This is a genomic window from Pseudooceanicola marinus (genome assembly GCF_020177265.1).
Lineage (GTDB): Bacteria > Pseudomonadota > Alphaproteobacteria > Rhodobacterales > Rhodobacteraceae > Pseudooceanicola > Pseudooceanicola marinus_A.
In genome coordinates, this window is the sequence record NZ_JAIVMC010000010.1 from 1 (window position 1) to 25,991 (window position 25,991).

General features: G+C 64.5%; 27 protein-coding genes and 1 tRNA gene. 4 read left to right on the forward strand and 24 right to left on the reverse strand.

What is annotated here, in order from left to right; translation table 11 throughout:
- The first annotated feature begins 711 nt into the window (after positions 1-711).
- Positions 712-1,203 carry a hypothetical protein gene (locus LC066_RS17165; protein ID WP_224901543.1) on the forward strand — a complete coding sequence of 164 codons (492 nt, stop codon included), beginning with the start codon at positions 712-714 and terminating at the stop codon, positions 1,201-1,203.
- A gap of 226 nt (positions 1,204-1,429) precedes the next feature.
- Here LC066_RS17165 and LC066_RS17170 read toward each other — a convergent pair whose 3' ends face one another.
- The 4 genes from LC066_RS17170 to LC066_RS21580 form a co-directional block, all read right to left on the reverse strand.
- Positions 1,430-1,672 (reverse strand): hypothetical protein, encoded by a 243-nt coding sequence (locus tag LC066_RS17170; protein ID WP_224901546.1) that lies wholly within the window; start codon positions 1,670-1,672, stop codon positions 1,430-1,432.
- An 85-nt stretch (positions 1,673-1,757) separates the two neighbouring features.
- Positions 1,758-2,123, reverse strand: a complete 366-nt coding sequence (locus LC066_RS17175; RefSeq protein ID WP_412103255.1) for a hypothetical protein — start codon at positions 2,121-2,123, stop codon at positions 1,758-1,760.
- 226 nt (positions 2,124-2,349) lie between these two features.
- The gene (locus LC066_RS17180) at positions 2,350-2,697 is read right to left on the reverse strand and encodes a hypothetical protein (protein WP_224901553.1); all 348 of its coding nucleotides are present in this window, start codon (positions 2,695-2,697) and stop codon (positions 2,350-2,352) included.
- A gap of 419 nt (positions 2,698-3,116) precedes the next feature.
- Positions 3,117-3,749 (reverse strand): HNH endonuclease, encoded by a 633-nt coding sequence (locus tag LC066_RS21580; protein WP_412103256.1) that lies wholly within the window; start codon positions 3,747-3,749, stop codon positions 3,117-3,119.
- A gap of 9 nt (positions 3,750-3,758) precedes the next feature.
- Here LC066_RS21580 and LC066_RS17190 point away from each other — a divergent pair, with 9 nt between their 5' ends.
- On the forward strand, positions 3,759-4,127 hold the full coding sequence (locus tag LC066_RS17190) for a hypothetical protein (RefSeq protein ID WP_224901558.1): 369 nt from the start codon (positions 3,759-3,761) through the stop codon (positions 4,125-4,127).
- Positions 4,128-4,172: 45 nt separating this feature from the next.
- Here the strand turns inward: LC066_RS17190 and LC066_RS17195 are convergent, their stop codons facing one another.
- From LC066_RS17195 to LC066_RS17235, 9 genes are all read right to left on the reverse strand, one after another.
- Positions 4,173-5,435 (reverse strand): site-specific integrase, encoded by a 1,263-nt coding sequence (locus tag LC066_RS17195; RefSeq protein WP_224901560.1) that lies wholly within the window; start codon positions 5,433-5,435, stop codon positions 4,173-4,175.
- Between the two features lie 425 nt (positions 5,436-5,860).
- Positions 5,861-5,934 (reverse strand) — tRNA-Cys (locus LC066_RS17200).
- Between the two features lie 419 nt (positions 5,935-6,353).
- Positions 6,354-7,010: a GntR family transcriptional regulator gene (locus tag LC066_RS17205; RefSeq protein ID WP_224901569.1), complete on the reverse strand. Its 657-nt coding sequence runs from the start codon at positions 7,008-7,010 to the stop codon at positions 6,354-6,356.
- A gap of 108 nt (positions 7,011-7,118) precedes the next feature.
- Positions 7,119-8,444: a UbiD family decarboxylase gene (locus tag LC066_RS17210; protein WP_224901572.1), complete on the reverse strand. Its 1,326-nt coding sequence runs from the start codon at positions 8,442-8,444 to the stop codon at positions 7,119-7,121.
- Positions 8,445-8,463: 19 nt separating this feature from the next.
- Complete coding sequence (locus LC066_RS17215) at positions 8,464-9,303, reverse strand: ATP-binding cassette domain-containing protein (RefSeq protein ID WP_224901575.1); 840 nt, start codon at positions 9,301-9,303, stop codon at positions 8,464-8,466.
- Positions 9,300-10,277, reverse strand: coding sequence for an ABC transporter ATP-binding protein (locus LC066_RS17220; protein ID WP_224901578.1), 978 nt, complete (start codon positions 10,275-10,277; stop codon positions 9,300-9,302). Before LC066_RS17220 ends, LC066_RS17215 begins: the two co-directional genes overlap by 4 nt.
- Positions 10,274-11,173: an ABC transporter permease gene (locus tag LC066_RS17225; protein ID WP_224901582.1), complete on the reverse strand. Its 900-nt coding sequence runs from the start codon at positions 11,171-11,173 to the stop codon at positions 10,274-10,276. Before LC066_RS17225 ends, LC066_RS17220 begins: the two co-directional genes overlap by 4 nt.
- A 13-nt stretch (positions 11,174-11,186) precedes the next feature.
- Positions 11,187-12,107, reverse strand: a complete 921-nt coding sequence (locus LC066_RS17230; RefSeq protein ID WP_224901585.1) for an ABC transporter permease — start codon at positions 12,105-12,107, stop codon at positions 11,187-11,189.
- Positions 12,108-12,115: 8 nt separating this feature from the next.
- On the reverse strand, positions 12,116-13,648 hold the full coding sequence (locus LC066_RS17235; RefSeq protein ID WP_224901588.1) for an ABC transporter substrate-binding protein: 1,533 nt from the start codon (positions 13,646-13,648) through the stop codon (positions 12,116-12,118).
- Between the two features lie 86 nt (positions 13,649-13,734).
- On the opposite strand from LC066_RS17235, the gene LC066_RS17240 reads away from it, so the two are divergent.
- The gene (locus LC066_RS17240; protein ID WP_224901591.1) at positions 13,735-14,844 is read left to right on the forward strand and encodes a DUF2817 domain-containing protein; all 1,110 of its coding nucleotides are present in this window, start codon (positions 13,735-13,737) and stop codon (positions 14,842-14,844) included.
- Between the two features lie 36 nt (positions 14,845-14,880).
- Here the strand turns inward: LC066_RS17240 and LC066_RS17245 are convergent, their stop codons facing one another.
- The 10 genes from LC066_RS17245 to LC066_RS17290 all read right to left on the reverse strand — a co-directional run bounded on the left by LC066_RS17245 (position 14,881) and on the right by LC066_RS17290 (position 23,750).
- Entirely contained in the window at positions 14,881-15,669 is a 789-nt protein-coding gene (locus tag LC066_RS17245; protein WP_224901594.1) for an SDR family NAD(P)-dependent oxidoreductase, read from the reverse strand.
- Positions 15,666-16,634 (reverse strand): NAD-dependent epimerase/dehydratase family protein, encoded by a 969-nt coding sequence (locus LC066_RS17250; protein ID WP_224901596.1) that lies wholly within the window; start codon positions 16,632-16,634, stop codon positions 15,666-15,668. The genes LC066_RS17245 and LC066_RS17250 overlap by 4 nt, the downstream gene beginning before the upstream one ends.
- A 1-nt stretch (position 16,635) precedes the next feature.
- Positions 16,636-17,616: a LysR family transcriptional regulator gene (locus LC066_RS17255; RefSeq protein ID WP_224901599.1), complete on the reverse strand. Its 981-nt coding sequence runs from the start codon at positions 17,614-17,616 to the stop codon at positions 16,636-16,638.
- Positions 17,613-18,290: an aspartate/glutamate racemase family protein gene (locus LC066_RS17260; RefSeq protein WP_224901602.1), complete on the reverse strand. Its 678-nt coding sequence runs from the start codon at positions 18,288-18,290 to the stop codon at positions 17,613-17,615. Before LC066_RS17260 ends, LC066_RS17255 begins: the two co-directional genes overlap by 4 nt.
- Positions 18,287-19,744, reverse strand: coding sequence for a dihydropyrimidinase (gene hydA / locus LC066_RS17265; RefSeq protein WP_224901605.1), 1,458 nt, complete (start codon positions 19,742-19,744; stop codon positions 18,287-18,289). Before hydA ends, LC066_RS17260 begins: the two co-directional genes overlap by 4 nt.
- 4 nt (positions 19,745-19,748) lie before the next feature.
- Positions 19,749-20,675, reverse strand: coding sequence for an N-carbamoyl-D-amino-acid hydrolase (locus LC066_RS17270; protein WP_222479589.1), 927 nt, complete (start codon positions 20,673-20,675; stop codon positions 19,749-19,751).
- Between the two features lie 22 nt (positions 20,676-20,697).
- Positions 20,698-21,369 (reverse strand): amino acid ABC transporter permease, encoded by a 672-nt coding sequence (locus LC066_RS17275; protein ID WP_224901608.1) that lies wholly within the window; start codon positions 21,367-21,369, stop codon positions 20,698-20,700.
- 9 nt (positions 21,370-21,378) lie between these two features.
- Positions 21,379-22,047 (reverse strand): amino acid ABC transporter permease, encoded by a 669-nt coding sequence (locus LC066_RS17280; protein ID WP_224901611.1) that lies wholly within the window; start codon positions 22,045-22,047, stop codon positions 21,379-21,381.
- Complete coding sequence (locus LC066_RS17285) at positions 22,047-22,808, reverse strand: amino acid ABC transporter ATP-binding protein (protein WP_224901614.1); 762 nt, start codon at positions 22,806-22,808, stop codon at positions 22,047-22,049. Before LC066_RS17285 ends, LC066_RS17280 begins: the two co-directional genes overlap by 1 nt.
- A gap of 66 nt (positions 22,809-22,874) precedes the next feature.
- Positions 22,875-23,750 carry a transporter substrate-binding domain-containing protein gene (locus LC066_RS17290; RefSeq protein WP_224901617.1) on the reverse strand — a complete coding sequence of 292 codons (876 nt, stop codon included), beginning with the start codon at positions 23,748-23,750 and terminating at the stop codon, positions 22,875-22,877.
- Between the two features lie 431 nt (positions 23,751-24,181).
- Between LC066_RS17290 and LC066_RS17295 the strand changes: the two genes are divergently transcribed.
- Positions 24,182-25,123 carry a 2-hydroxyacid dehydrogenase gene (locus tag LC066_RS17295; protein ID WP_224901620.1) on the forward strand — a complete coding sequence of 314 codons (942 nt, stop codon included), beginning with the start codon at positions 24,182-24,184 and terminating at the stop codon, positions 25,121-25,123.
- On the opposite strand, the gene LC066_RS17300 is transcribed toward LC066_RS17295, so the two are convergent.
- Complete coding sequence (locus LC066_RS17300) at positions 25,101-25,961, reverse strand: LysR substrate-binding domain-containing protein (protein ID WP_224901623.1); 861 nt, start codon at positions 25,959-25,961, stop codon at positions 25,101-25,103. The genes LC066_RS17295 and LC066_RS17300 overlap by 23 nt on opposite strands.
- Between the last annotated feature and the right edge of the window lie 30 nt (positions 25,962-25,991).

Consider the following 25,991-nt stretch of genomic DNA (forward strand, 5'->3'; position numbering starts at 1 on the left):
TAGGGCTCAAGACGCGCCATCTGCGCGTCGGTCAGCCAGAAAAGATCAGACATGTCACCGCTCGTTTTTCGAGCCGTGAATCACGCCAACCTGCGGAAAACAATGGGTCCTGACCCTAGTGTCCCGGAGCACTGCACGCAGCTTTTCTCAACAGGCGCACAAGCCGCAGATCGAAGCCACTCACCCACGTACCGAAATCATGGGCGGGAAACGGACCTTCTCTGCGTGTGCGAACACACCCTTACCAGGACGTAGAAGCGGACATTCCGCCAGGATCACGCCGTCGGACCCGGCGTGACCTACATAGCGGGGGGGGAAGCGGTCGTTCGCTGCGTCATGCATGAACGGCGGCAACGCGCAGGTAGCGGACTTTGCTCAGCTTGTCTCGGAACCGGAAAGCTGCCGTTCAGGCGGGGTGCAGCGATCGGCCCCTCCGAGCCCACTTTATCTGATGCTGTAATACGCTTGAACGCCCGAATCTCAAGAGGTGACAAAATCAAACTGAGTATCGTCAAGGGTTTGTGTCACAAGGTTTTCCATCGATTTTAGCAAGCCAGAAGTCTGTGACAAAAACGACTATTTTTGTCACGTAGGTTGTATCAGAGGCTTTTTGTCCAAGCTGATGCGCCTAGAAGGACAAGTGCTTGATTTTTGTTTGAAGCGATGCTGCACAAGACCTAGGCTTTTGAAATGTAGTAGAAGTGGGCAAGCATGATTGATAACAAAGACATTTGGGACAAAGCAGAAATTTGCGGGAAGGTTATCGGCGCAATTCTCATCCCGATTGTGGTGGGAGCTTCTGTATTCCACTGGAACACTGAACGCACTAGACGCAACACAACTGCTGCCATGTTGGAGATCGCGGTTGGAATAATCGAAAAACCTCGGAGAAATGACTATGTTGGTCCGGAGCCTCTCCGGCAATGGGCAGTAGACGTGCTTATGTCGCCCACCTCCCCACCCCCGATAACTCCCGAAGTTGCCGATCGACTTTTGCGTGATGAGATTGGATTCGAAAGCGAGTTATTGTACCAGGCAGCCGCCGAGATTGCAGCAGCTATGCAAGCCGACTTTATGATGGAATGGCTTCGTCAACACGATCCAGAAGAGTATGAGAGGATGCGCGCCGAGCTTGCAAAACCTCTAGATCTTCTAAGCGCCGAAGATCCGCTTGAATCGATAACAGCTCCCGAAAATCAATAGCACCGTTTCGCCAAAATCCGTACGTTTTGCCTTACTGTCCGAAAGCCGCCATTGGACCAGTCGCAGCGAAAGTTCACTTCGTCCGCTTCGCCGCACAGGCAACTCGAGGCCAAGGGCAGCTCAGGGCTGCGACCGGTCATCCGCTGCGCTTGACGCGAAGGTCGGCTTTGAGCCGGATCGCCAGCAGAGTCTTTCTGCACTTGCGAGATGATGCGCGACAGTTCCCCTAATCAAGAAGCCACGGTTTGAAGTGCTCCTGAACCTTCTTCATCTGTTCCGCGCTGAATTGCGCATTACCGGTTTTCGACATCAGATAGTTCTCGAATTCATCGGCCACCTCTTGCCAGCCGATACTTGCCTTCCGCAGCTCGGTCAGAAGACCGAACGCGCGTTGTTCATCCAACGGATGAGCCGCGAAGCCTGCCAGTTCGTGACCAAAGCACCCTGAAATCTTTTCTTTCCAATCCATTCTTGGCCCACTCTCATAACCGCTCAGCGCCCTGCGAAACGTTATTACTCTGCGCTGATATGATCAACACCCAGACCGTCAAACTTCACCTATCATCTCTTTCCCATGGGTCTTTCTGGTCCTCCGGAAGATCCCATTCCCGGCGGGGGCGTTCGTCTCGCCTTTGGTTGTACCGGGTCTCAATCTCCCGCAGCTCGCGCTCGTGGCGCTTTTGTGCTCGTTCCACCCTATCCGGGGGGACATGTCGGTCGGGTTTCTTCCGAATCCCCCGCTCGGCATAGGAGCGCCGGTCTACGCGGCCGTCGGTCGAGCCGCCAAAGGCAAAGAGGAAGAAATTCGCGATCTTTTCCCGGCGGGCGCGGGCCGTGGTAACGAAGCCCCGCTTGTCCACGCCTTGGATGCGCTTGGCAGCAAGCCCGTCCTCGCAAAGCCGCCGCATGGTCATCAGCATATGCACATGCGGGTTCTTACCGTCTTCCCCAAGGTGAAGCGAAAAATCCACCGTTTGTGAACGGCCTTATCAATGCCGACATTGACACAATCGCAGCGAAACGGCGTTTCAGTCCGCGCTACAAAACTTGCGACCCCGTTGGTTTTTGCGAGAGCGGCGAACGGCAGCTTTGGCGAGCTGCGCTGCGGCATTCTTAACTATGGCTGAAGGTCGGCTCTGGGCCGTATCACGCAGATATGGGTTTGGGAGGTGACAGTCGAAGAGCCAGTTGCTCAATTTGCAAGGTCGTTTCATCGGCACGCTGAATGTACTCATCGAGCGCCGCCATGCTCGACGCCCCCATTTCCGACATGTTCAGTTCAAGCCCTCTGAGCAACGCGCGTCCTTCAGTCTCCACGTGTGCGATATGCAGCGTATCCTTCCTGCGAAAGTCTTGATTTCCCAGAATGGGGTAATGGCGATTGTGATGAACGCTCCACTGGCGGCGCATCTCTTGGCAGGCTGATTGCAGCGTCACAAAGCTACGTTCTGCACGCATACGTTTCTCTTGAGCCTTCATCTTCAACGTGGCCACCTCCGACTTTAGCGTACTGGCCTGGGCTTTTCTTGAGACACGAAGGGCGAGGGCCGCATAGATGAGCGCGGCTGATGCGATTAAGAGCGAGGTTACGTCAAAGAAGTAAGTCCGGAACAACTCCGAAATTGATCCTACTACCCCATCCATGGCATCTGCCCCCCTCAGTGTTACCGTATATTGCGCTTTCTTGCGGCTTGTGCAAGGCAGGGTTGGCACCAGATCCGAGGACCTTCACATGTCCGCTATGTCGGGCCGCAACGCGGCATCCGCGTAAGAACGGGAAGGTCGGCTCTGGGCCGGTATCGAGCTACACAGGAAACGCGGCCGGTGGGTGACACGTCCGCTATCTGCTCCTTGCCGTTTTCGTCGCCTGCCGTGATGAGCCTCGTGCCCTGTGAGGAACGTAGCCGTAGTGATCAGTCTTTACCGGCGCGCCTTCGGCTCAGAAAACGAGCCAGATCTTCGACGGGCATCAAACCGTTCTTATGAATTATACGATGGCAGTTGGCGCATAGAGCCGCCAAATCAGATATATGCGTGCAAGATGCCTCGTCTAGACTGGACACTGGAATCTTGTGATGCGCCTCGATGTAGCCAGCGCCAAGATCACCATAAACGTCGGAGAAACGCATTCCACATGCTTCGCAGCAAGGGTCGTTTAGCGTGGCCTTAAAAGCGTCAATGAGTTTCTTGGAGCGCTCTCGCCTTAAGTGGATTCTTAAGGCAGCCTTGCCCTCCGGCGCCGAGATGAATGCGTCGCTTCCATCTTGAATGTTGTCGGGATTCGAAGGTGAGAGCTGGTCCAAACGCAGTTTCCAAACGCCTCTGCGTGCATTAACTCCAAATTTGCTTTCGAAAAGGTTTTCGCCTCCCTTATAGCTTTTGGCCTCAGCGCATCTTTCCTGAATTCGAGCCCGAATGCTTGCTCCCGGATCGCGTGGGAGAGGTGGAGGGGCTATCAATGCCACTCTTTCTACTATCTTATCGAGGTGGGCCTCGCCTCCGAGACTCGAGAGAGCATCCACGATATGTTCTACAGATATCGGCACTTAAACCTCTTGGAGATCGAACTTTCTTCAGAAATGATCCAGGGCGTAGCCCCATGCCTTTTTGACTGGTTGCGCTTGGGCAGTCTAGCGTGGGGAGACGAGATTGGGTTTGGGGATGGACCGAAACATCCAGAAACGTTCATTTTGCGTCTGGTAAACGCTCAGCTGCCGATGTCTGCCACCGACGCCCTTCCAACCTTGGCCTTCGAGATCATGCTGAAGATGCCACCGATGGCCGGATTGGGGAAGCTGCGCTGCAGCGGCGATCAACCCGGTGAATGGCCGGATTGGGCCGGTAGCGACTTCCAGAGCTGCCACCGGTCACCGCTTCGCGATACCTGCTTCCTGCGCAAAGCGCGCGTCCGGTCACCTAGTTGAGCTAAGCTTTGATAGGCGGTGCTCGAGTGCCCTGGATTGAGCATTCTAAGGTTGTTGCGTTCCGAACGTCTCGTCCTTTTGGTATAGCTTCTGGATGGCATCGCGTAGCTGGCTCAAGGTATAGCCGCTCTTCATGTACACCTCTTGGGTCACCCCTTCTTGTGCATGGCCTAGGATGCTTTTGATGATCGGCTCCGGCACATCTGCCTGATTAAGGTTCGTCGCGACTGTGTGGCGAAAGCTATGAAAGACAAGCCCAGGTTCCTTGATGCCGAGCTTGGGTAGAAAAGTCTCGTTGCTCCAACGTCCAAGGTTTCTCCCGTAGCCGCCGTTCTTGCTGTAGCTGAAGTCTGAGAACAGTCGCTTGCCAGATTGGCGCTCCGCAACAAAATCAAGAAATCCTAGCCGTATCAGGTCCGGGTGAAGAGGGACTTTCCGGTTGGCTGCGTCAGTCTTCAGCCTCTTGCTGTCATCACCTTCATCTGTGATCAGCAGATACGGAATCTCGCCCTCTCGCTGTACATCTGAGACTTGAAGTTGGCAGATCTCATTCAGACGAGCGCCCGTGTATAGCCCAAGGAGTATGCCCCATTTGTGACTGGGTTTGCGGACCAGCTTAGAGCGATCCTCTGTAAGCGCGGCGAAGATCGAGCGGACTTGCGCTTCGGAGAACGCTTTGCGCTCTGTCTCAGGGTGTTTGGCTTTGGCGACCTTCATGCCTTGAAACAGCTTCTCTGTGCAGTGGCCGTGGCGGACGGCCCAGTCAAAGAAGGCCTGATAGATCTGGATATGGCTGTTGATTGTCTTGGGTGAAATCCGCTTGAAGTTAGGAGCCTTGATCACCTCGCGGAGAGGAAGGTTCTTGAGTTCCGGTTTGGTGTTCCGGCTCGCAGGCAGAGCTTGCAGCACCTTCTTGACTTCGGCTGCATCTTGCTTGGTGATGCTCCCCAAGGGCTTCTCACTGCCGAAATATTCCACGAGAATATCCAAGTAGGCCCGGTTCTGGGAAACCGTCTTGGGAGCCCACTGCCTGCTGTGCTCGGCAAGGTAATCCGCTAGGGTGCCGGTGAGCGTCTGTGAGGGCTCCTCAGGGGCCTTCGGCATCTGAGGGGGCTGAGTGCCAGCCTGCCCAAAGGAGTAACTCTCTCGGCGCTCTACTGCCTTCAGAAGCTCTCTCAGCATCCCAAGGCGACCTTTTCTCACTTCGTCAAGAAGAGGACGTTCGTTTTCTGCCCAGTCGCCGTCGCTCAGACCGGCAAAAGCCTTGAAACGGGTCAAGGTCGGGCCGTCGAGATAGTCGTCGGACATGTCAGGACAACCGGTCTCGGGGTCCAGTACTTCGATCTCATCTTTGTAAGCCTGCAAGTGCCGCGCACTCAGCCCTGTGTCGTTCAGACGCTCCTTGTACTCGGTAAGGGAGGCCGTGAAGTGCTCCCTGACCAACTGTCGGATCTTGTCTTTTCGAAGTCTCGCCATTCTCGGATCGCTTGCCAGCACCCGGCCATGAGACGCGAGATACCTTGCCAAATCGCTAGCGTGCTTCGGACAGCGGGTGCCGAGGGACAGCCGTAGCGTGGCGCGCGGTGCATTCTGAGGTTGGGGGAGGGGCCACCGGAAGTAGAAGATCCCATGTCGGGACGGGGCCAGATATGACGACAACTTCATGGCTCTTGTGTTCCACCGTTGTGTCACACTCGAAAAGCCTGAAGCTAAGTCATTGATCTAGAAGAAAATGGAGGCGAGTACCGGAATCGAACCGGTGTACACGGATTTGCAATCCGCTGCGTCACCACTCCGCCAACTCGCCATCCGTGGTGTGTTTCAGGCGTTTAGACGACTCGGTCGCCCTGCGCAAGTGGTTCTGCCACTCAGTTTGCGCCACATTCCTGGTCCGTTCTTGTTCCAGTCTCGGCGTCGCTTTGCCTGAGCGTCTTGCCCCGACGCCCGCTGGCGAACGGACGCGCCGGCGGGCGTACCATGCAAAGGGCCGCCACCTCTCGGCCTCTTGGTTGATCCTTCCGGTGGCAGACGCTGGATCGGTTTCTCCCTGTGGGCTCTGTCGGACAGGAAGGTCGCGCCGCTCGGGACTGACTTCGCCGTTGCGACGCCGGTCTGCAGTGCCGGAGCGAAAGCCTGGGCGCTGTTCCGGGCGCGTTGCGGAAGGATATGCCAGGGCCCTTCCCCCGTTGACCTATCGACCTCTTTGTCCGGCGAGCCAGATGTGACTTAGCAGGAGTTGAGGTAGACTTGCGCGAAGCGCATCAGCTCTTCCATCGCCTCCGCGCCATGTTCCGGTTCACCGGTTTCGGCCGCGGCGATGATCCTCGCGTGCGTCCGCAGGGTGTGGTCGCGGTTTTCGGGGATGGCGTGGGTGATCATGCGCTGCCGGATGATCTGATCATCCAGCAGCTCGATGATCTGGGCCAGCCGATCATTTCGGGCGCCGTCGCGCAGCGCGGCGCGAAACTCGGCGTGGGCCTGGACGAAGGCGCGCGTGTCCCCTGCACGATGAGCGGCCTGTTCGGCGATGTAGGCGGGGCGAAGGCGCTCCAGAATTGTCGCGCCGCTCCGCTTGAGCGCCAGGCGCACCATCAGGGGGTCGAGCACCTCGCGGACCTCGCTGATCTGGGAGCGCTCTTCGGGCGAGAGGGGCGGCAGGTGGTATCCTCGTCCGCGCTTGACCAGAACACCCTCGCGGCAAAGCTGGAACAGGGCCTCCCGGACGGGGGTTCTGGACACCTGAAGGGTTTCCGACAGTTCCTGTTCAACCACGCCGGTATCAGGAAAGAGCCCGTTGCTGATCCGCTGCCGGAGCGCAGTGTAGACCTGGTCGCGCAGCGGGGAGGTCTGAAGTGGGCCGAACCCGTCGAATTTCCCCGCCATCCCTGTCAGTCTCCCTTGGCCCGTCTTGGCTGGCCCATGTGTTGGCCAGCCCTTGTTGGGCAGTCACTCTAGGCAGGGGCAGCGCCAAACGCCATGACCTACCGTAGGTCAATCCAACCAGGCCTTGAGGTCGATGTCGTCCTCGCCGGGCACGGTCTTGCGGGCGAACTCGGCCTCGCGACCCCAGGGCATGGTGGCGTCGATGCAGAGCCGGCCCCAGTGGTCCTTCTTCTCATCCCGATAGAAGCCCGGAATGTCGTTGAGGATCATTGCGCGGGTATCGGCGCGGCCGCGGGTCATATAGGCCCACATCACGTCGTCCATGTCCTGGATGTCGACGTCCTCATCCACCACGATCACCACCTTGTTGTAATCCAGATGCGAGGCCAGCGCGGCCAGGAAGACGTGCTGGGCGTGGCCCTCGTACATCTTCCGGATCTTGATGATCGAGATCATGACGTTGGGTCGGCAGGACACGTCGAGGACCCCCCGCACGGTGCCCGCCACATGCTTGTAGACCCGGGCCGCCGTGACCGCCTCCAGCGGGCGCAGATCTTCGGGCGAGCCGCAGAGCAGCGAGTGGAAGACCGCGTCGCGGCGATAGCTGACATGGGTCACCTCGAAGACGTGGTTGTCGCCCACCTCGACGTAATTGCCCATGAACTCGCCAAAGGGCCCCTCGGGGCGTTTGACGTTGGGCAGGAAGCGGCCCTCGACCACGATGTCGACCGAGGCGGGCACCTCCAGGTCGATGGTCTTGCAGCGGCGCATGGCGATCGCCTCGCCGCGGATCTTGGCGGCCATGTTCAGCTCCGACGCCTCATAGGGCAGCGAGGCGCAGGCGCCGAGGAAGATCTCCGGCGGGCCGGACAGCAGCAGCGCCGCTTCCAGTGCCTCGCCCTTCTCCTCGGCGATCTTCTGATAGCGGGTCAGGTCGTGCGGGCCGCCGAGGCGCACCCGCAGCTCGTCATCGGCGATGATCTGGCTGCGGTGGAAGCTGAGGTTCGGCACCCCGGTTTCGGGATCCTTGGCCAGGTAGATAGCGGAGGTGAAATAGGGGCCGCCGTCGCGGGCGTGGTAGGTGATAGCCGGCAGATCCGACAGCTTGCCCGAGACGAAGTCGTCGTCGCCCTCGAAGGGCACCAGGCAATCCTCGGCCCGGGCCGCGCCCGCCTCCTCGGTCAACGCGTTCCAGCGTTCGCAAAAGGTCTGCTCGGCGGCGGTGGCGATCATCCGGCGCAGGCGGTCGTGGCTGCCGAAGACATTGGTGATGACCGGCATGTCGGTCCCCGCCACGTCGTGGAACAGAACCGCCTTCTCGCTGGCCTTCTGGGATGCACGGGTGACGGCGGCCAGCTGGTGTTTCGGCTGGACGCTGCGGGAGACGGTGGAAAGCTCGCCATGGGCGCGCAGGATGTCGAGGAGGGGGAGCATGGCGGGTCCTGAAAGAGGGTTATGGCTGCGCCGGGGCGCTGTCGAAGTCTCTGTTGATCACCGGCAGCGGGCGGCCGGGCTGCGGGGGCAGGGCGCTTGCCAGCAGCATCCGGGTATAGGGATGGGAGGGCGCGCCGAAGATCTGTTGCGCCGGGCCCTGTTCCACCATCTGGCCGCGATACATGACGCCGACGCGGTCGGCGATGCGTTCGACGACGGCCAGGTTGTGGCTGATAAACACATAGGTCAGGGCGAATTGGGCGCGCAGCTCCTCGAACAGGTCGAGGATCTGGGCCTGCACGGAGACATCCAGCGCCGAGGTCGGCTCGTCGCAGATCAGCACACGGGGCCGTGTCATCAGCGCGCGCGCGATGGCGACGCGCTGGCGCTGGCCACCGGAAATCTGGTTCGGGTAGGCCTCGAACAGGCGCATCGGCAGGCCAACGCGGGTGAAAAGCTCTCTCGCACGGTCCTGGCGCTCGGCGGGTGCTAGGTCGCCCGCGACGGCAGCGGGCATCTCGATGATCTCGCGCAGGCTGCGGCGCGGGTTCAGGGAGGAATAGGGATCCTGGAAGACCGGCTGGACGAGACGGGCGAACCTGTAGGGTGCGATGGTGGCCATCGGCTGCCCGGCGAGGGTCAGGCGGCCGGCATCTGGTCGCAGCAGGCGCAGGATCATCTTGGCCATGGTCGACTTGCCCGAGCCACTTTCGCCGACGATGCCGAAGACCTCTCCCTGGGCGACCTCGAACGAGACATCGCGAACGGCCGGGATCATCTGCGGCGGGCGGAACAGGCCCTGGCGCTGGCGGAAGCTGACGGAGACCTCGCTTGCGGAGAGCACGACCGGATCGCTCATGCGGCCTCCTCCGATGTGGGGGCCAGGACGCAGCGATAGCCCTGGCCGGTATCGGCCCGGTGCCAGGGGATCCCCCCGGCGCAGGCGGCGTGGGCGTGCGGACAGCGATTGCGGAAGGCGCAGCCGGTGAGATCGCCCGTCAGCGCGGGGACGACGCCGGGGATCGGTGTCAGCTTGCGCTCGGGCTGTCCCAGGTCGGGCAGGCAGTCGAGCAGCGCCCGGGTGTAGGGATGAGCCGGGGAGCCGACCACCTGCGCGACGCTGCCTTGTTCGACCACTTCGCCCGCATACATCACCGCGACGCGGTCGGCGATATGGGCGACGACGCCCAGGTCATGGGTGATCAGGACCAGGGAAAGGCCGGCCTCCTTCTGGCGATCCTGAAGCAGGCGCAGGATTTCGACTTGGGTGGTAACGTCCAGCGCCGTGGTGGGTTCGTCCGCCACGACGAGACGGGGGTGGCACATGAGCGACATGGCGATCATCACCCTCTGGCGCAGCCCGCCCGAAAGCTCGTGCGGGAATTGTGCCATGCGGCGCTCGGCGGGGGTGACGCCCACGGCTTCGAGCAGTTCGGCGGCGCGCGCGCGGGCCTGCGACCGGGACCCCAGGCGATGTGCCAGGAAGCCTTCTGTCATCTGCTCGCCCACCGACAGGATCGGGTTCAGGGCGGTCAGCGGGTCCTGGAAGATGGCAGAGATCTGCGGGCCGGACATCGCCATGCGCTGACGCCGGGACATGCGGGTCATGTCCTGGCTGTCCCAGGTCATCCGTTCGGCCCTGAGGGTCGCGCTGTCGGGCAGCAGACCGAGGATGGCGGCCGCGGTCAGGGACTTGCCGCAGCCGGACTCGCCGACGATGGCGAAGACTTCGCCCTCGCGCACGTCGAGGGTGACGCCGCGCAGGGCGTGGAGCGTGCCTGCGGCGACGGGAATGTCGACCGTCAGGCCGGAAAGGGAAAGCAGCGCGGTCATCGGCGTCCGTCCGGTTGAGAGATATCGCGCAGCCCGTCGCCGAGCATGTTGATCGCCAGCACCATCAGGAAGATGGCGATGCCGGGGATCCAGACCAGGTAGGGTTTCGCGAAGAGGAAGGTGCGGCCCTCGGCGATCATCAGCCCCCAGGAGGGGGTCGGCGCGGGTACGCCCAGGCCGAGGAAGGAGAGGCTGGCTTCGGACAGCACGGCCATGGCCATTTCCAGCGTGGCGATGACCAGCACGTGATGCATCACGTTGGGGCGGATCTCGTTCCAGATGATCCAGGGGGCCGAGGCGCCGGCGACTCGAGCCGCGGAGACGAAGTCGCCTTGCACGATCTGGGCGGTGGCCGTGCGGACCACGACGGCGTAGCGGTCCCAGAACAGCAGGCCCATCACCAGGATCATCGTGGTCAGAGATCCGCCGATGATGGCGATCAGGGCGAGGGCGATCAGCAGGCTGGGCATCGTCAGGCGGGTGGTGATGATGTACATCACGACCATGTCCACCCGGCCACCGAAATAGCCCGCGATGAAGCCCAGGGTGGTGCCGATGACACCGGACAGCGCCATCACCGACAGGCCCACGATCAAGGAGACACGCGTGCCGTAGATCAGGCGGGACAGGTAGTCGCGCCCGAGATGGTCGGTGCCCAGCAGGTGCTCGGTGGATCCGCCGTCCAGCCAGACGGGGGGCAGGAGACGGCCGGTAAGGTTCTGGGCGATCGGATCGGCGGGGGCCAGCAAGGGCGCGAAGAGGGCGATCAGAACGGCGAGGATTATCAGGCCGCCGCCCAGCACCACGCCCTGATGCCGCAGGGCGCGTCGCAGGCGCAGACGGCGGGGCGTGGGCTCCGTCGCGGCGGGCAGCCTGTCCGGGGAGGTGTCGGTCATTGTGTTTTCCAGGTCATTTCCGGCTCCGCAGGCGCGGATCTATCCAGGCGTTCATCAGGTCGGCGACCAGCGTCAGCACGGTGTAGCTGAGGGCCACGAAGACCAGCATCGCCTGCACCACGGGGAAGTCTCCGCGCTGGATCGAACGGAAGGTCAGTTGGCCGATCCCGTCGATGGCGAAGACCGCCTCGACGATCACCGACCCGCCCAGGAGCGCGCCCAGTTGCACCGCGGTGAGAGAGATCACCGGCAGGAGCGCATTGCGCAGGGCATGCCGCATCAGCACCCGGTGCCGGGGCAGGCCCTTGGATCGGGCGGTGCGGATATAGTCCTGCGACAGCACCTCGATCATCCCGGAGCGCACGAGGCGGGCCAGCGCCGGAATGGCGCTGACCGCGAGCACGACGCTGGGCAGAACGAAATGCATTGCCGTGTCGGAGCCGGAAATCGGCAGCCAGCGCAGGGTGACGCCGAAGAAGCTGATGAAGATCAGGCCGAGCCAGAAGCTGGGCACGGCCTGACCCGAGAGGGCCAGCAGGCTCAGCAGCCCGTCGACCCAGGAATTGGGCTTCAGCGCCGCGAAGACACCAAGCGGCAGGCTGACTACCACCGAGATCACGAGGGCCGCGATGGCGAGGGTCAGCGTGGCGCCGAGCCGTTCCGCGAAGAGGCCGGTGACCGGTTCGCGGGTGAAGTAGGAGGTGCCCAGGTCTCCCTGCAAGGCGCCGATCAGCCAGTGCCAGTAGCGCAGCAGGAGCGGTTGATCGAGCCCCAGTTGCTGGCGCAACTGCGCGATGTCGTCGGCGGAGGCGTTTTCCCCCGCCAGCGACGCCGCCAGATCGCCCGAGGCCTGCAACAGCAGGAACCCCACGAAGGTGGCCGTCAGCAGAACGCAGACTGAAAGAAGGATACGATCCCTTGCAAAGGAGAGCATGGTCCGGATCAGCCCTTCCAGCTGACGAGGGAGAGATCCGGGAAGTCGATGAACGGCGCCTCGAACATCACGTCGTCAGAGGTGACATAGGCCGCGACCGGACCGTAGAGGGGCACCACGTAGGCCTCTTCGTTGATCCGGGTCAGCGCGTTGCGATACAGCTCCTCGCGTTTGGCCGGATCCATGGTGTGCATGGCCTCGGCGGTCCAGGCGGCGATCTCGGGGTCATAGGCGTAGTCGGTTGACGAGCCGTTGAAGAAGATGCCAAGAGAGTTCGAGACGTCCAGCGCCGACACGCCGTTGCCCCAGCCGACAATGCTCATTTCGCTTTCGTGCTGGATGTACTCGGTGCGCCAGGCGGGCAGGGGTTTGAGGTCGAGGTCCAGCCGGATGTTGATCTTGGCCAGCTCGCCCTGAAGGGCCTCGGCGATCGACCGCAGCCCGGACTCGGCAATCAGATCGACCTCGAAACCGTCGGCGTAGCCGGCGCTTTCCATCAGCTCCCGGGCCTTTTCCAGTTCGTAGGCATAGGTCGGTTCGATGTCCGTCAGGCAATAGTTCTGCGTCGGGTTGCAGTTGGTCTGAAGCACGGCCGCTTCGGGGCTGATCAGGCCATGCACGATGTCGGGCTTGTTGATCGCATGGCTGATGGCACGGCGGACATCGGCATTGCCCATCGGGTTGCCCTCTTCCTGCTGTGTCTCCATCGATAGGAAGTAGGACCGCGTGGTCTGACCATAGGTGACGTCGATCCCCGGCATCCCTTGCAACGCCAGAAGGTCGCTGTCGTTCAGGTTCATCGCGAAGTCGATGCCGCCGGAGGCGATTTCCGCGATCTGGGTTTGGGTTTCCGGGATCACGCGGACGCGGATATTGCCGATGCTCGGTGCGGGGCGGGCACCGGCGAAGTAGTCGGGGTTCGCCTCCAGCATGTAGTCGGAGCCGCGGGTCATGCTGACCAGCGCATAGGGGCCGGTGCCGACGGGCTCGGTCGCGTGGATCAGGTGGCCGTGCTCGGCGGTGTACTGGTCCGGCCAGATCACGATGCGCGAGGCCAGCAGGTTCGCGAAGACGGGCTCGGGTTCGCCCAAGGTAATCCGCACGCTGTAGTCGCCCAGTTTCTCGACCTCGGTGATGTTGCCGAAGTCCTGCTCCTGCTGGCGGAACCCGTTGCTCATGTCCATCAGCAGGCCGAAGGTATAGACGACGTCATCGGCGTTGAAGGGTTCGCCGTTCTGGTAGGTCACGCCCTCGCGCAGGGTGAATTCCACCGTCGTGTCATCCACCCAGGTCCAGTCCGTCGCCAGCGACGGCAGCATCTCGCCCGTTTCCCGGTCGGCGTACATCAGGGTGTCGAAGATCAGTGTGCCGAACAGATGCGAATCCGCGCTGGAGGTGTGGATCGGGTCGATGAAGTCGGTTTCGCGAGACATGGCGACGTCCAGCTGATCGGACGCCAGATCTGCAAGGGCCGGGCCTGCCAGAACGCTGCTGCAAAGCAGTGCCGCCAGGGCGCCGGTCTTGAGGTTCAAATGAAGCATGAGAGTTCCCTGTTGTGACGACCAACCTTGACGGATCGGCTCAATTGCATTTTGCATACAATAATGGTCCTAGAGAGGTCGCTGCCATGTCAAGGCGAATTGCCGACGATTATAATGACGCCAGGGAAAGGTTCCTTTCCGCCGCGAACCATGCGGGCGCGTCGCTAACTTCCTACGCACATCCACTACATGGCCCTTCGGGGGAGCCGCTGGCCACGGATGTTGCGCGCCTGGGGCCGGCTGGCTGCAAAAAGGTGCTGATTCTGGAGTCGTCGCTTCATGGGGTGGAGGGCTATGCAGGCTCCGCCGTCCAGGTCGAAGCGTTGAAACAGATCTGCCTGGATCCCGATGGCGAGCTGGCCCTGCTTCTTGTCCATGCGATCAATCCCTGGGGCTTCGCCCATGAGCGCCGCTTCAACGAGGACAATATCGACCTCAACCGTCACTTCATTGACTGGGACAATCCCGGGACCCTGGAGAACGAGGGCTATGACGAGATCGCTGACGTGCTGATCCCCGATGGACCGGATGCCGAGGCGCTGGCCCGGTCCGATGCAGGGCTGGAAGCCTTCCGTGCCCACCGGGGCGACGAGGCGCTGAAACAGGCCATCAAGCTGGGGCAGTATGCCCATCCCGAGGGGCTCTACTACGGTGGGCTCCGCCCGTCCTGGAGCGCCCGGACCGTGGCACGGATCGTGCAGGACCATCTGACAGGGGCCCGGATCGCCGGGCTGATCGACGTGCACACCGGGCTCGGGCCCTTCGGCTTCGGCGAATGCCTGTCCGGGGCGGCGCCGGACAGCGAAGAGGGGCGGCGGGCCTCGGCCTGGTACGGCCAGGTCGCCCATACGAAGGACCCGAAGACCGGCTATGCGGGAAGCAAGGCGTCGATCCTCGATGGGTATAGGCGCGCCGGGCCTGACCTGCAGTGGACGCCGATCGGGCTGGAGTTCGGGACACGCGCCCCTGACGTGGTGAGGGATGCGGTGCGCTTCGACGGTTGGCTGCATCTGAACGGAGGGCTCGCCAACCCCCAGGCCGGGATGGTCAAGGCGAAGATGCGTGACGCCTATTGCCCGGCGGAGCCGGACTGGGCGGAGGCCATCGTTGACCGGGGCATCGAAGTCGTCACCCAGGGCCTTGCCGCAATCGCCGCGCAGCCAGAGCCAGATGGGGCCGAGGCACGGAGCGCCTAGGCGCGGGAGCGACGGAGCTGGTTCAGATGGCTTGGGTCAACCGGCCATCCAGCCCCCATCGACCAGAAGGTTGTGCCCGGTCACGAAGGTGGTCGCCGGATCGGCCAGGAACAGGACGGCCTGGGCAACATCGCCAGGGGTGCCCAGGCGTGGCAGCGGGGTGCGCGCCTCGGAATAGGCGATCATCTCCGGGGCGGCGGCAGGTCCGCTCTTGCCGGTGAGGATCTTGCCGGGGGACACCGCGTTGCAGATGATCCCCTCGTGCGCGTGTTCGACGGCGATCTGGCGCATCATTTGCAGGACCGCGGCCTTCGACACCCCGTAGGAAAACCCGCCGGGTGAAGCGACCATGCCGTGCTGCGAGCCGATGATGACGATGCGTCCGCGCACCTCTTCGACGGGCTCTTGCGCCAGCATCTGTGCCAGGCCGCCGGACAGCACGTTGTAGACCCCGTCGACATTCACCGCCATGACCCGCTGCCAGTCCTCAGGCGTGGTTTGCGCCAGGCTGCCGCGCCCGGGCGTCATGGCCGAGGGCACCACCAGGTCGAGGCGGCCATGCGCGTCCGCGATCTGCCGGCACAGCGCGGCGCAGGCGGCATGGTCGCGCACGTCCAGCAGCGCGAAGCGCGAGGCGGGAGAGATCTCGGCCAGGGGCTCGGCCACCGGCGGGCCACCTTCCACGACCTCTTCGGTGACATCGGTGGCCCAGACCGTCGCACCGGCCCGGGCCAGGCGCAGGGCGATGGCGCGGCCGATGCCGGAGGAGGCGCCGGTGATAAGCGCGCTTTGGCCGCTCAGAGGGCCGGGGGGCGGTGTGGTCATGCGCGGGTCTCCTGCCAGCTTGCCAGCCAGGCCATCTCGTCGGCCACGGCCTCGGTCATCGAACGTCCGCCGTCGATGCCGGTCAGCGCGGCGATGGCGGCGGTGGACATCGGGCCGCGGCGCGGATCGGCGCGGGGGGCGATGTCGGGGGTGTCGGGGGTGAGGGTCGGGGCGGGCAGGCCCATGGCGCGAGCCCAGTCGGTCAGGGCGAAGGGCGCGCCGCCGGCAATGTTGAAACACCCGCCCGCCGCGGTGTCCATCCGGGTGGTCACGGCGGCGATCATCGCGGCGGCGTCGCGGGAATAGATCCAGTCGCCGCGCATTTCATGCGCCAGGCGCACCGGCGTGCCGCGCGCGGACAGCTGCCGCAGTTGCGCATGCGGTGACAGGTCGGGGCGGGCCTCTCGCAGGCTTTCCCAGGGACCGAAGAGCGGGCCGAGGCGCAGGGTGGCCAGGCGCAGCCCCAGCGTCGGCGCGATCCGGGCACAGAGCATTTCCGCCGCCAGCTTGGTCTCGCCATAAAGCGTGTCGGGGGTCGCGGGCGCGTCCTCGCGCAGTTCGACCGCGCCGCCGCCAAGGGCGCCGTAGACCGAGATCGAGGACAGCAGGACAACGTCGCGGATCCCCGTGGCCTGTGCTGCGGCCAGCAGGCGCAGCGCTCCGGTGACGTTGACCTCGGCGATGGTCAGGGCTCGGGCTTGGCTGGTCTCCCCATTGGGGGTGATGGCGGCAGCATGGACGATCAGCTCGGCACCGCTTTCGGCCAGGCTGTGCCGCAGAAGGGCCTCGTCCAGGATATCGCAGGGCAGGTAGCGCGTGCCCGCCAGTTCGGGCCGGGCAAAGAGCTGCGGATCGGGCGGGGCGAGGTCCAGCAGGGTCACGCGGTCGCCCTGCTGCCGCAGCGCCTCGGCCAGGGCCAGGCCCACGAAACCGGCGCCGCCGGTGATGGCGATGGAACGGCTCACCTCAGCGCCCCTCCGTGGCAGCGCCGGCGCGCGTGGCGGCAAGGCCCGGAATGTCCAGCGCGGCGGTGGCGCGGCGCATCTCCTCCATGAAGACCTGCAACAGGCCCGAATGGGGCACCCCGCGCCGGGTGAACATCATGCAGCGCACAGGGCAGGGCTGGGCCAGGGGCCGGGCCACCAGACCCCCGAAGCTGGCCGGCCCCTCCAGGTAGGGCTGGGCCGACCAGGGGTCGACGATGCAGACCCCCATGCCGCTGGCCGCCAGCGAGGCGGCGGTCTGGCAATACCGGGTTTCCAGCTGCGGGTGATAGGTGACATGGGCCTCCTCGAAGGCCTGTGCGACCATCCGGCCAAGATAGCTTTCCTGGTCGATGCCGATGAAACGCTCGCCGGTCAGGGCGGCGACCTCGATCGTCTCATGGCGGGCCAGGGGGTGATCGCGGGGCAGCAGGGCGACCATCTGGCCCAACCTCAGCTCCTCGGTGTTCACGTTGGGAATGCGGGCGGAGGCGAGGCCGATGCCGACGTCCGCCTGGCCGGTCTGGACCGCGTGCAACACATTGTCCAACCGGCGCACGTCGAAGCTGACGGTGACATCGGGGCGGGTGTCCAGAAAACCGCGCATGGCCCGGGGGATCACCGAGTAGCCCGGCGGCGGGGTGGCGATCACCCGAAGCCGCCCAACGCGCCCGTTGCGCAGGTCGCGGGCGCGCATGGCAAAACTGCGCACGATCCCGAACAGCGGCCGGATCTCCTCGTAGAGGTTGCGGGCCTCCAGCGTCGGCTCCAGGTGGCGGCCGGTGCGCTCGAACAGGGTCAGCCCCAGTTGCGCCTCCAGCTGGCGCAGCCCGGCCGAGACGGCGGGTTGCGAGATCCCGAGGCTCTCCGCCGTGGCCACCGTGGTGCGCTGACCCATCATGGCGGCGAAGATCTCCAGCAGGCGCATGGAGGTCTCGGGCAGGTTCTCGGGGCCCTTGGTCATGCGCTGGCCGTGTCGAAGGCGAAACCCGGATCGCCCTGCAACGCCGCAACGGCCTGGGCGACGGCGGCGGAAACCGGGTCGATCACGGCGAGGCCGGTTTCCGCTTCCAGCCGGGCGCGGATCAGGGCCATGCCGGCGCAGCCCAGCACGATGGCGCCGGCGCCCATGGCGCCCAGCTCCTCGGCGCGGGTGCGGATCAGGGCATAGGCCTCGGGGTCGCGCATCGGCGCCTCGGCCGAACAGCCCGACAGGTGCAGCTCTCCGGCCAGACGTCCCTCGATCCCCATCATGCGCATCTTGCGCATGTGGCGCGGGATCGAGGCGGGACCCAGGGCGATCACGCCGAAACGGTCGGCGCGGGCCAGGGCCGACAGCAGCGCCGCCTCCTGGCAGCCGATGGCGACGGGGCCGTCCGGCATGGCGCGCAAGAGGTCCAGACCGGGGTCGGAGAAACAGCCGGTGATCACCGCACGCGCGGGCGTGGCGCGGGCCAGCTCCAGCACCCCCAGCCCGGCGCGGGCGACATCTTCGTCGCTGGCGATGGTCGCGGGGCTTTCGGGCAGGTCGAGAGAAGTGAGCGACAGGCCCGGCGGCAGCATGGCGCGGGCCGTCTGGTCCATGCCGCGGGTCACGGTGGCCGAGGAATTGGGATTGATCAGCAGGATGTCGGTCATACGCGCAGGTCCGTGCCGAAGTTTTGCGCCGGGTCGAATTCCTTCACCGGCGCACCGGGCCGGGCGCGCAGATCGACGGGGGCGCGGCCGAAGAACCGGCCCTGGCCCTCGCTGGCCTTCAGCGCGCCCTTGTCGACGATCACCTCGCCCCGGGTCAGCACCGTCTCGGGGCGGCCGGTCAGCTCGCGCCCCTCAAGCGGCGTGTAATCCATGTTGTCGTGCTGGTCCTCCAGCGTGACGGTGTAGCGCGCCTCGGGGTCCCAGATGGCGATGTCGGCATCTATGCCGGGCGCCAGACGCCCCTTGCTGGTGCAGCCGAAGACCTTGGCGGTGTTGGTGGACGACAGCGCCACGAACTGTTCCAGCGTGATGCGCCCCGCCACGACCCCTTCGGAGAAGAGCCAGGGCAGGCGCAGGGCGATGCCGGGCATGCCATTGGCGATCTTTGGGTAAGGCACGTCGGACCCGTTGAGGAACTTGCCGGTCTCATCCGCGCGATAGGGGGCGTGGTCGGAATGCACGCCGACGAAGGTGCCCATGCGGATGTGATGCCACAGCGCCTCCTGCGTGGCGGTGTCGCGCAGGGGCGGGGAACAGATGTATTTCGCCCCCTCCATGCCGGGCCGGTCCAGATCGTCGCGGGTCAGCGACAGGTACTGCGGGCAGGTCTCGGCAAAGAGCTTGGCGCCGTTGAACTGCTCGCGCCGGATGATCTCGGCCCCGCCCTCGGTCGAGACATGGACGACGAAGAGCGCCGCATCGGCGAGCTTTGCCAGCTGCACGGCGCGGTTGATCGCCTCCTGCTCGGCCAGCTCGGGGCGCGAGATGGCATGGTACTTCGGCGCTGTCAGGCCCCGGTCGGCCAGCTGGCGGTTCATCCATTTGACCATGTCGTTGTTCTCGGCATGGACCATGGTGATGGCGCCGTGCTGTCGCGCCACGGTCAGGATATCGAGCATCCCGCCATCGCCGATGTTCATCAGGTCATAGGTCATGAAGACCTTGAAGCTGGTGATGCCGCGCCCGAAGGCGCGGGGCAGCTGATCCGCCAGCACCTCGGGGCGCGGGTCGGAAATGATCAGGTGGTAGGAATAGTCGATGACGGACCGCGCGCCGCGCGCGTCGTAGGTGGCCAGCACATCATCCACGTTCTCGCCGCGCTGCTGTGCCGCGAAGGGGATGAAGGACGAATTGCCGCCAAAGGCCGCCGAGATCGAGCCGGACAGGTAGTCGTCCGCCGTCATCACGCCCGAGGAGCTTTCCTGCGCGATATGGGCGTGGGTCTCGATCCCGCCGGGCATCACGATGCGCCCGCCCGCGTCGATGCGCCGGTCGCCACCCGGGATGGTCTCCGCCATGGCGGCGATCTTGCCGTCCTTGATGCCGATGTCGCCGGTGCTGACACCTTCGGTCGTGGCGATCTGGCCGCCGTGGATTACGCAATCGAATGTCATTGGGTCACTCCGGCAGCTTGACGCCCGTCTGGGTGGCGATGCGGCCATAGTGCTCGATCCGGCGGTGGGCTGCAAAGTTGAACACGGTGGACTTGCCGAAGGCGCATTTGGCGAAGTCGGCCTCGGCGGTGATCACCTCGTCGCCTTCCGTCTCGGCCCGGGCGATGACGAAGCCGTCGGGGTCGACGATGATCGTGCCGCCGATCATGTGATTGCCATCCTCCATGCCGCACTTGGCCACGGCCATGGCATAGGTGGAGTTCTGGTAGGCCCCGGCGCAGACCGACAGTTCGTGGTGGTAGAGCCGCTTCTCCAGCCCCTCGTCCTTCGACAGGTTGTTCTGGCTGGGGGTGTTGTAGCCGATGCAGACCAGTTCGACCCCCTGCAGGCCCAGCTCACGCCAGCTTTCCGGCCAGCGGCGGTCATTGCAGATCGCCAGACCCATGATCGCGCCTTGGCTGCGCACCACGTTGAAGCCGGTATTGCCGGGCAGGAAATAGCGCTTCTCCAGGTGCTGGTGGCTGCGCTCGGGCTCGTATTCGGCATGGCCGGGCAGGTGGGTCTTGCGGTATTTCAGCACGATCTCGCCCTGCGGAGAGACGATGATCGCGGTGTTGAAATGCTGCCCCTCGGGCGTCAGTTCGCAATAGCCGAAGGTCATGCCCATACCATAGGCCTTCGCGGCGTCGAACAGCGGCTGGGTGGCGGGGCCAGGCATTTCGGTCTCGAACCAGTGGTCGAACTCGGCGCGGTCCTCGACGTAGAAGCGCGGGAAGAAAGTGGTCAGGCACATTTCGGGGTAGGCGATGAACCCCGCGCCCGCGGCGTGGGCCTTTTCCATCAGCGCCAGCATCCGCGCCACCACCGCCTCGCGGCTCTCGTCCTTTTGGATGCCGCCCATCTGTGCTGCGGCCAGGATCATGCGTGTCATCGTTACGCTCTCTTCTACTAGGTCAATGGCTGATCGAAAGGCCGCGCTGGAAGCGCGAGATGACGCGAACGAGCGGCCACAGGAGGAGGAGGTAGAGGCCGGCGGCCATCACCAGGGGCGAGGAATTGTAGGTCACCGCACGGGCCATGTTGGCGCTGTAGAGAAGCTCGGACAGCGACACGACCGAGGCGATCGAGGTCAGCTTGACGATCTCCACCACGTTGGACAGCAGGTCGGGCAGCACGTTGCGGATGGCCTGGGGCAGGATCACCCAAGCCTGGGCCTGGGAGGGGCTGAGCCCGGTGGCGCGCGCCGCCTCCATTTGACCTCGCGGAATGGCCTTGATGCCGGAGCGGAAGATCTCGGCGAAATAGGCCGAGTTGTTCAGCAGGAAGGCGATGCAGACCGCCACGAAGGGCGGCACGCGGACGCCGACGAAGGGCAGACCGGCATAGATCAGGATCAGCAGGATCAGCGGCGGAATGGCGCGGAAGATGTCGATGAAGACGAAGGCCGGCAGCCGCAGCAGGGCCGACCGGGACGAAGCCAGCAGCGCCAGCGCCAGGCCGCCGCAGAGCCCCAGCAGGATGACCACCGCACAGAGTTGCAGCGTCACCCAGGCCCCTTTCAGCAGCAGGGGCGTGGCCTGGCGCATGATGTCGATGTTGAAGAAGGCGTCGATGATGGTGTCCATGCCGGTCCCTCAATGCTCGTAGTGGAACCGGTTCTCGATGTAGCGCGAAAGCAGCATCGCCGGATAGAAGATGATCAGGTAGGCCAGCGCGGCCATGGTCAGCGGCGTGGCCGAGCCGGAGAAGGCCTGGGCCGATCCCGCCACCGAGACGATTTCCTTCACCCCGATGACCGAGCCATAGGCCGTCATCTTGGAGATCGTCAGAGAGCGGTTGACCAGCGGCGGGATGTTCATCCGCAGCGCCTGCGGAAAGATCACGTGCAGCAGCACCTGCAGGAAGGACAGGCCCGTGGCCGCCCCCGCCTCCCACTGGCCGCGCGGCAGCGAGGTCATGGTGGCCCAGAAGATCTCCTCGACGAAGGCCGCCAGCACCAGCGTCAGGATCAGGTAGAGGACGAACCAGTCGGCCAGGATGATCCCGACCGAGGGCAGGCCGAAGAACAGCACCAGCATCAGGACCAGCGGCGGCAGGGCGCGCATCAGGTCGGCAAACAGAACGATGGGCCAGCTGAGCCAGCGTTTCTGATAGGCCCGCAGACCCGCCAGAAGGGCGCCAAGCGCCAGGCCCGAGATCACCACCAGGACCGAGATCCAGAGCGTCACCCAGACGGCCCGGATCAGCGCCGGCAGGTAGCGCGCGATGATCTCGGGGTTGAGGAAGGCGTCGAGGAAATCCATCAGGCGGCCTCGCCCGAGACGCGCGACAGGAAGGCCTTCAGCCGGTCGGACTTCGGGTTGCCGAAGATCTCTTCGGGCGGGCCTTCCTCGACGATCACGCCGCCGTCCATGAAGACGACGCGATCGGCGGCTTCGCGGGCGAACTGCATCTCGTGGCTGACCACGATCATCGTCATGCCGCCCTCGCGCAGGTCGCGCATCACCTTCAGGACCGATCCGACCAGTTCCGGGTCCAGCGCGGAGGTGGGTTCATCGAACAGCATCACCTTGGGATCCAGAGCCAGGGCGCGGGCGATGGCCACCCGCTGTTGCTGGCCGCCCGACAGCTCGCTGGGCATGGCGTCGGCCTTGTGCTTCAGCCCCACCTTGTCGAGCATCTCCAGCGCGCGGGCCTCGGCCTCGGCGCGGGGGCGCTTCAGCGCCTTGCGCTGCGCCAGCGTCACGTTCTTCAGCGCCGTGAGGTGCGGGTAGAGAAAGAAGCCCTGGAACACCATGCCGACCTGCAGGCGCATCCGGTCCAGCTCCTTGCGGGGGATGCCCAGCATGGGCTTGCCGCTGACATGGATCGCGCCAGAGGTCGGCTCCTCCAGGCGGTTGCAGCAGCGCAGCATGGTGGATTTGCCCGACCCCGACGGGCCGATGACGAAGACCAGCTCGCCGTTTTGGACCTTCAGGTCGATCGAGCGCAGCACCTGCGTCTCGCCAAAGCGCTTTTCCAGCGCGGTGATTTCAAGCGTGGGGAGGGGCTGTGCTGCCGTCATGTGGAACCTTGGGGAAGAAGTTGTCGGGCCGGGAGTTGCCCCGGCCCGGGGAAGGAGTGACCGCGATCACTCGAAGGTGCAGGACACCTCATGTTCGTCGGGCTGGTAGCCTTCGAAGCCCGGGGTGCCATAGCCGGCGTCGGGGGTGACGATCAGCTCGCCCTCCTCGGGAGTCAGGCCGAACCACTTCTCCGACAGGGCGGCCATGGTGCCGTCGGTCTTCAGGCATTCCAGGACCGAGTCGAAGAGGTTGCGCGTGGCGTAGTCGTCACGACGGAAGGGCAGGGCCCAGCTGAGGCCGGTGTTGATCTGGAAGGCGAACTCCAGGCGCGGGTTCTGCTGTCCGGCCCAGGCGGTCACGGTCATGCCGGCCATGCTGGCGTCGGCTCGGCCCGAGGTGACGGCTTCGAAGGCATCGGCCTGGGTGCCGAAGGTCAGCACGGTCAGGTCCATTTCCTCGGCCTTCTCGGTCAGCCAGGTCTCGTAGAGAGAGCCCTTGTTGGCGGTGACGGTCTTGCCCTGCAGGTCCTCGACGCTGTCGATGTCCGAGCCGGTCAGGGTGGCGAAGCCGAAGTTGGTCTCCATGAACCCTTCGGTGAAGAGCATGGTCTTGGACCGTTCCTCGGTCACCGTGGTCGGTGCGGCGATATAGTCGAAGGTGCCGGAATGCAGGGCGGGGAAGAGGCCGGTGTACTGGCCGGGGACGATCTCGATGTCGACGCCCAGCTTCTCGGCCATGGCCGCGGCGAGGTCGACGTTGAAGCCCTGGATGCCACCGTCGAGGGAGGGGAAGGCATGGGGGGCGAAGGTGCCGTCGATGCCGGCCTCATAGCCGTCGGCCTGGATCGGCGCGACTTCCGCGGGGGGCTCCCCTTCGGCAAGGGCGGCGGTGGAGGTCAGCAGGGCGGCGGCAAGGCCGAGGGATGCGAGTTTGAAGGTCAAGGTGGGTCTCCTGTTGGATCGCGCATCGTCGAGTGCGCTGTGCCGCCAAACTCGGGGCGGCGAGGGACAGGAGGCCAGATAAAACGGGATTATCTAGCGACTAAATGTATAAGCCCAAATTATACTATCCGGTTTCGGATAGGTTGCTGTCCCCAAGGAGGTTCTCCTTAATCATCTGACAAGAATGATTAAAATCTCACGCTGCCGACTGTACGACGCGGGCGCATTGTCTCTGTGTGGCGGCCTGTCGTGGCCTGTCCCGCAAAGCGGTGGTGGAGAAATTTTGGGCGTTTCGCTCTCATCTTGGTCAGCTTGAGGGCCGGAAACGGGGCTCTGGCCGGGGATTTCGCGTCGTCGGCCCGGGCAGGATTTTGAGAATCCTCTGCCGCGGTGGAAAAGGCGTTGATGACGCAAGCCCCAGGAGCGCCCGCATGTCGCCTGACCGCACGGTTCAAGTTCTGTTTTCCGCCCCGGACGTCTTCTACGACTCCTTTCTCCCCGTCCTCACCGCCGCGCTGCAGGAGGCGAAGCTGCCCACGGTGATCCGCCGGGAGATGGATCCGGCGGAGGTCGACTACCTCGTCTTCGCGCCCAATGACCTGATTACCGACTTTTCGGGGTTCGTGCGGGCCAGGGCGGCCCTGTCTATCTGGGCCGGTGTCGACCGAGTGCTGCAGAACCCGACGTTGACATTGCCCCTCGCCCGCATGGTTGATCCGGGTCAGCGCGAGGGCATGGTGGAATACGTGGTGGCCCATGTGCTGCGTCATCATGTGGGCATGGACCGTTACATCCTGTCGTCCTCCGGCTGGAACCAGGTCGCGCCACGGCTGGCGCGGCAGCGCCGGGTGGCGGTGCTGGGCCTTGGGGAATTGGGCGGCGCCTGCGCCCAGGCCCTGTCTGCGCTGAATTTCGACGTCCATGGCTGGAGTCGGCGGCCCAAGGCCCTCGACGGGGTGACCTGTCACCATGGCCCCGAAGGGCTGGAGACCGTGCTGGCCGGCACGGAGATCGCCGTCTGCCTGTTGCCAACGACGCCGCAGACGGAAAACCTGCTGAACGCCGAGACCCTGGCGCGTCTGGCCCTCGGGGGCGTGGTCATCAACCCGGGGCGAGGGGCCGTGATCGACGACGCCGCGCTGATCGCGGCGCTGGACGACGGGCACCTGGGCCATGCGACGCTGGACACTTTCCGCATCGAGCCGTTGCCCGAGGATCATCCGTTCCGCGCCCATCCGAAGATCACCGTCAGCCCGCATGTGGCCTCGCTGGTGCGGGCCGAGACCGCCGGTCGGGTGATCGCCGAGAACATCTGTCGGGGTGAGGCGGGCCTGCCCTTCCTGCACCTTGTCAGCCGTCAGGACGGCTACTGAGCAAAGACCGCAGGATCGCCTGCTGCGCAGCCGCCCTCTCGGGCGTGGCCGGTGTCAGCAGCACGAGGTGGCGTTGGTAAGCGGCGCCATCGGGCAGGGGGTGCGCCCCTTGCAACCCGGCCCAGTCGGGCACCAGCGCGGCCCCGATGCCGCTGGCGACCAGGTCCGAGATGACCTCCAGGCTGTCGAGGGCGCAAAGCACCTGCGGCGTGACCCCGTGATCGGCCAGGTAGCGCGCGGCGATCTGGCCGCCCCAGCTTTCGGGATCGTAGGCGATCTGCGGAAGATCGTCGAAGGCCGCTTCGGCGGTGCGGGCCGGGTGGCCTTCGGGCAGCAGCAGGCGCAGCGGCTCGCGGCGTAGCGGATGCTGCTGCAGACCGACGGGCAGGGGAAAGGGCGGGGTCACGATCAGCGCCGCGAGCAACTCGCCCGCCCGCACCGCCTCGTAGAGCGCGGCAGAGGTGCCGGGCGTGATCTGAAGTTCCAGCCCGGGCGCGCTGTCGCGCAGCTCCGGCAGCAGCTTGGGGATCTCTGCGGTCAACATCGTGGAAATCGCCCCCAGCCGGAACACGCCGCGGGCCAGCCCGGGGTCGGCGGCGCGGCGCAGGTCCTGCGCCTGCTGCACCAGGCGCCGCATGGCCGGCAGCAGGTCGCGACAGGCCGCCGAGGGGCCGGAGGCGTTGGCCTTCCGCTCCAGCAGGGTCCGACCCAGCTCTCGTTCCAGCACCTGGATCCTCTGGCTGACGGCCGCCGGCGTCAGGGCCTGGATCTGCGCCGCCGCGGCGATCGAGCCATGGTCGATCACCGCCAGAAGACTTTCCAGAAATCGCGTGTCCAACAGTTTTTCTTTCGCTGGGAGGAAGGAAAA

Bases quoted from the DNA above. Each gene is read 5' to 3' on its own strand.
- LC066_RS17275 (WP_224901608.1), bottom strand. From the start codon at position 21,369: ATGGACACCATCATCGACGCCTTCTTCAACATCGACATCATGCGCCAG.
- LC066_RS17240 (WP_224901591.1), top strand. From the start codon at position 13,735: ATGTCAAGGCGAATTGCCGACGATTATAATGACGCCAGGGAAAGGTTC.
- LC066_RS17210 (WP_224901572.1), bottom strand. From the start codon at position 8,444: ATGCTCCCCCTCCTCGACATCCTGCGCGCCCATGGCGAGCTTTCCACC.
- LC066_RS17205 (WP_224901569.1), bottom strand. From the start codon at position 7,010: ATGGCGGGGAAATTCGACGGGTTCGGCCCACTTCAGACCTCCCCGCTG.
- LC066_RS17165 (WP_224901543.1), top strand. From the start codon at position 712: ATGATTGATAACAAAGACATTTGGGACAAAGCAGAAATTTGCGGGAAG.
- LC066_RS17280 (WP_224901611.1), bottom strand. From the start codon at position 22,047: ATGGATTTCCTCGACGCCTTCCTCAACCCCGAGATCATCGCGCGCTAC.
- LC066_RS17285 (WP_224901614.1), bottom strand. From the start codon at position 22,808: ATGACGGCAGCACAGCCCCTCCCCACGCTTGAAATCACCGCGCTGGAA.
- LC066_RS17295 (WP_224901620.1), top strand. From the start codon at position 24,182: ATGTCGCCTGACCGCACGGTTCAAGTTCTGTTTTCCGCCCCGGACGTC.
- LC066_RS17230 (WP_224901585.1), bottom strand. From the start codon at position 12,107: ATGCTCTCCTTTGCAAGGGATCGTATCCTTCTTTCAGTCTGCGTTCTG.
- LC066_RS17245 (WP_224901594.1), bottom strand. From the start codon at position 15,669: ATGACCACACCGCCCCCCGGCCCTCTGAGCGGCCAAAGCGCGCTTATC.
- LC066_RS17225 (WP_224901582.1), bottom strand. From the start codon at position 11,173: ATGACCGACACCTCCCCGGACAGGCTGCCCGCCGCGACGGAGCCCACG.
- LC066_RS17260 (WP_224901602.1), bottom strand. From the start codon at position 18,290: ATGACCGACATCCTGCTGATCAATCCCAATTCCTCGGCCACCGTGACC.
- LC066_RS17170 (WP_224901546.1), bottom strand. From the start codon at position 1,672: ATGGATTGGAAAGAAAAGATTTCAGGGTGCTTTGGTCACGAACTGGCA.
- LC066_RS17175 (WP_412103255.1), bottom strand. From the start codon at position 2,123: ATGCTGATGACCATGCGGCGGCTTTGCGAGGACGGGCTTGCTGCCAAG.
- hydA (WP_224901605.1), bottom strand. From the start codon at position 19,744: ATGACATTCGATTGCGTAATCCACGGCGGCCAGATCGCCACGACCGAA.
- LC066_RS17255 (WP_224901599.1), bottom strand. From the start codon at position 17,616: ATGACCAAGGGCCCCGAGAACCTGCCCGAGACCTCCATGCGCCTGCTG.
- LC066_RS17270 (WP_222479589.1), bottom strand. From the start codon at position 20,675: ATGACACGCATGATCCTGGCCGCAGCACAGATGGGCGGCATCCAAAAG.
- LC066_RS17215 (WP_224901575.1), bottom strand. From the start codon at position 9,303: ATGAGCGATCCGGTCGTGCTCTCCGCAAGCGAGGTCTCCGTCAGCTTC.
- LC066_RS17235 (WP_224901588.1), bottom strand. From the start codon at position 13,648: ATGCTTCATTTGAACCTCAAGACCGGCGCCCTGGCGGCACTGCTTTGC.
- LC066_RS17220 (WP_224901578.1), bottom strand. From the start codon at position 10,277: ATGACCGCGCTGCTTTCCCTTTCCGGCCTGACGGTCGACATTCCCGTC.
- LC066_RS17195 (WP_224901560.1), bottom strand. From the start codon at position 5,435: ATGTCCGACGACTATCTCGACGGCCCGACCTTGACCCGTTTCAAGGCT.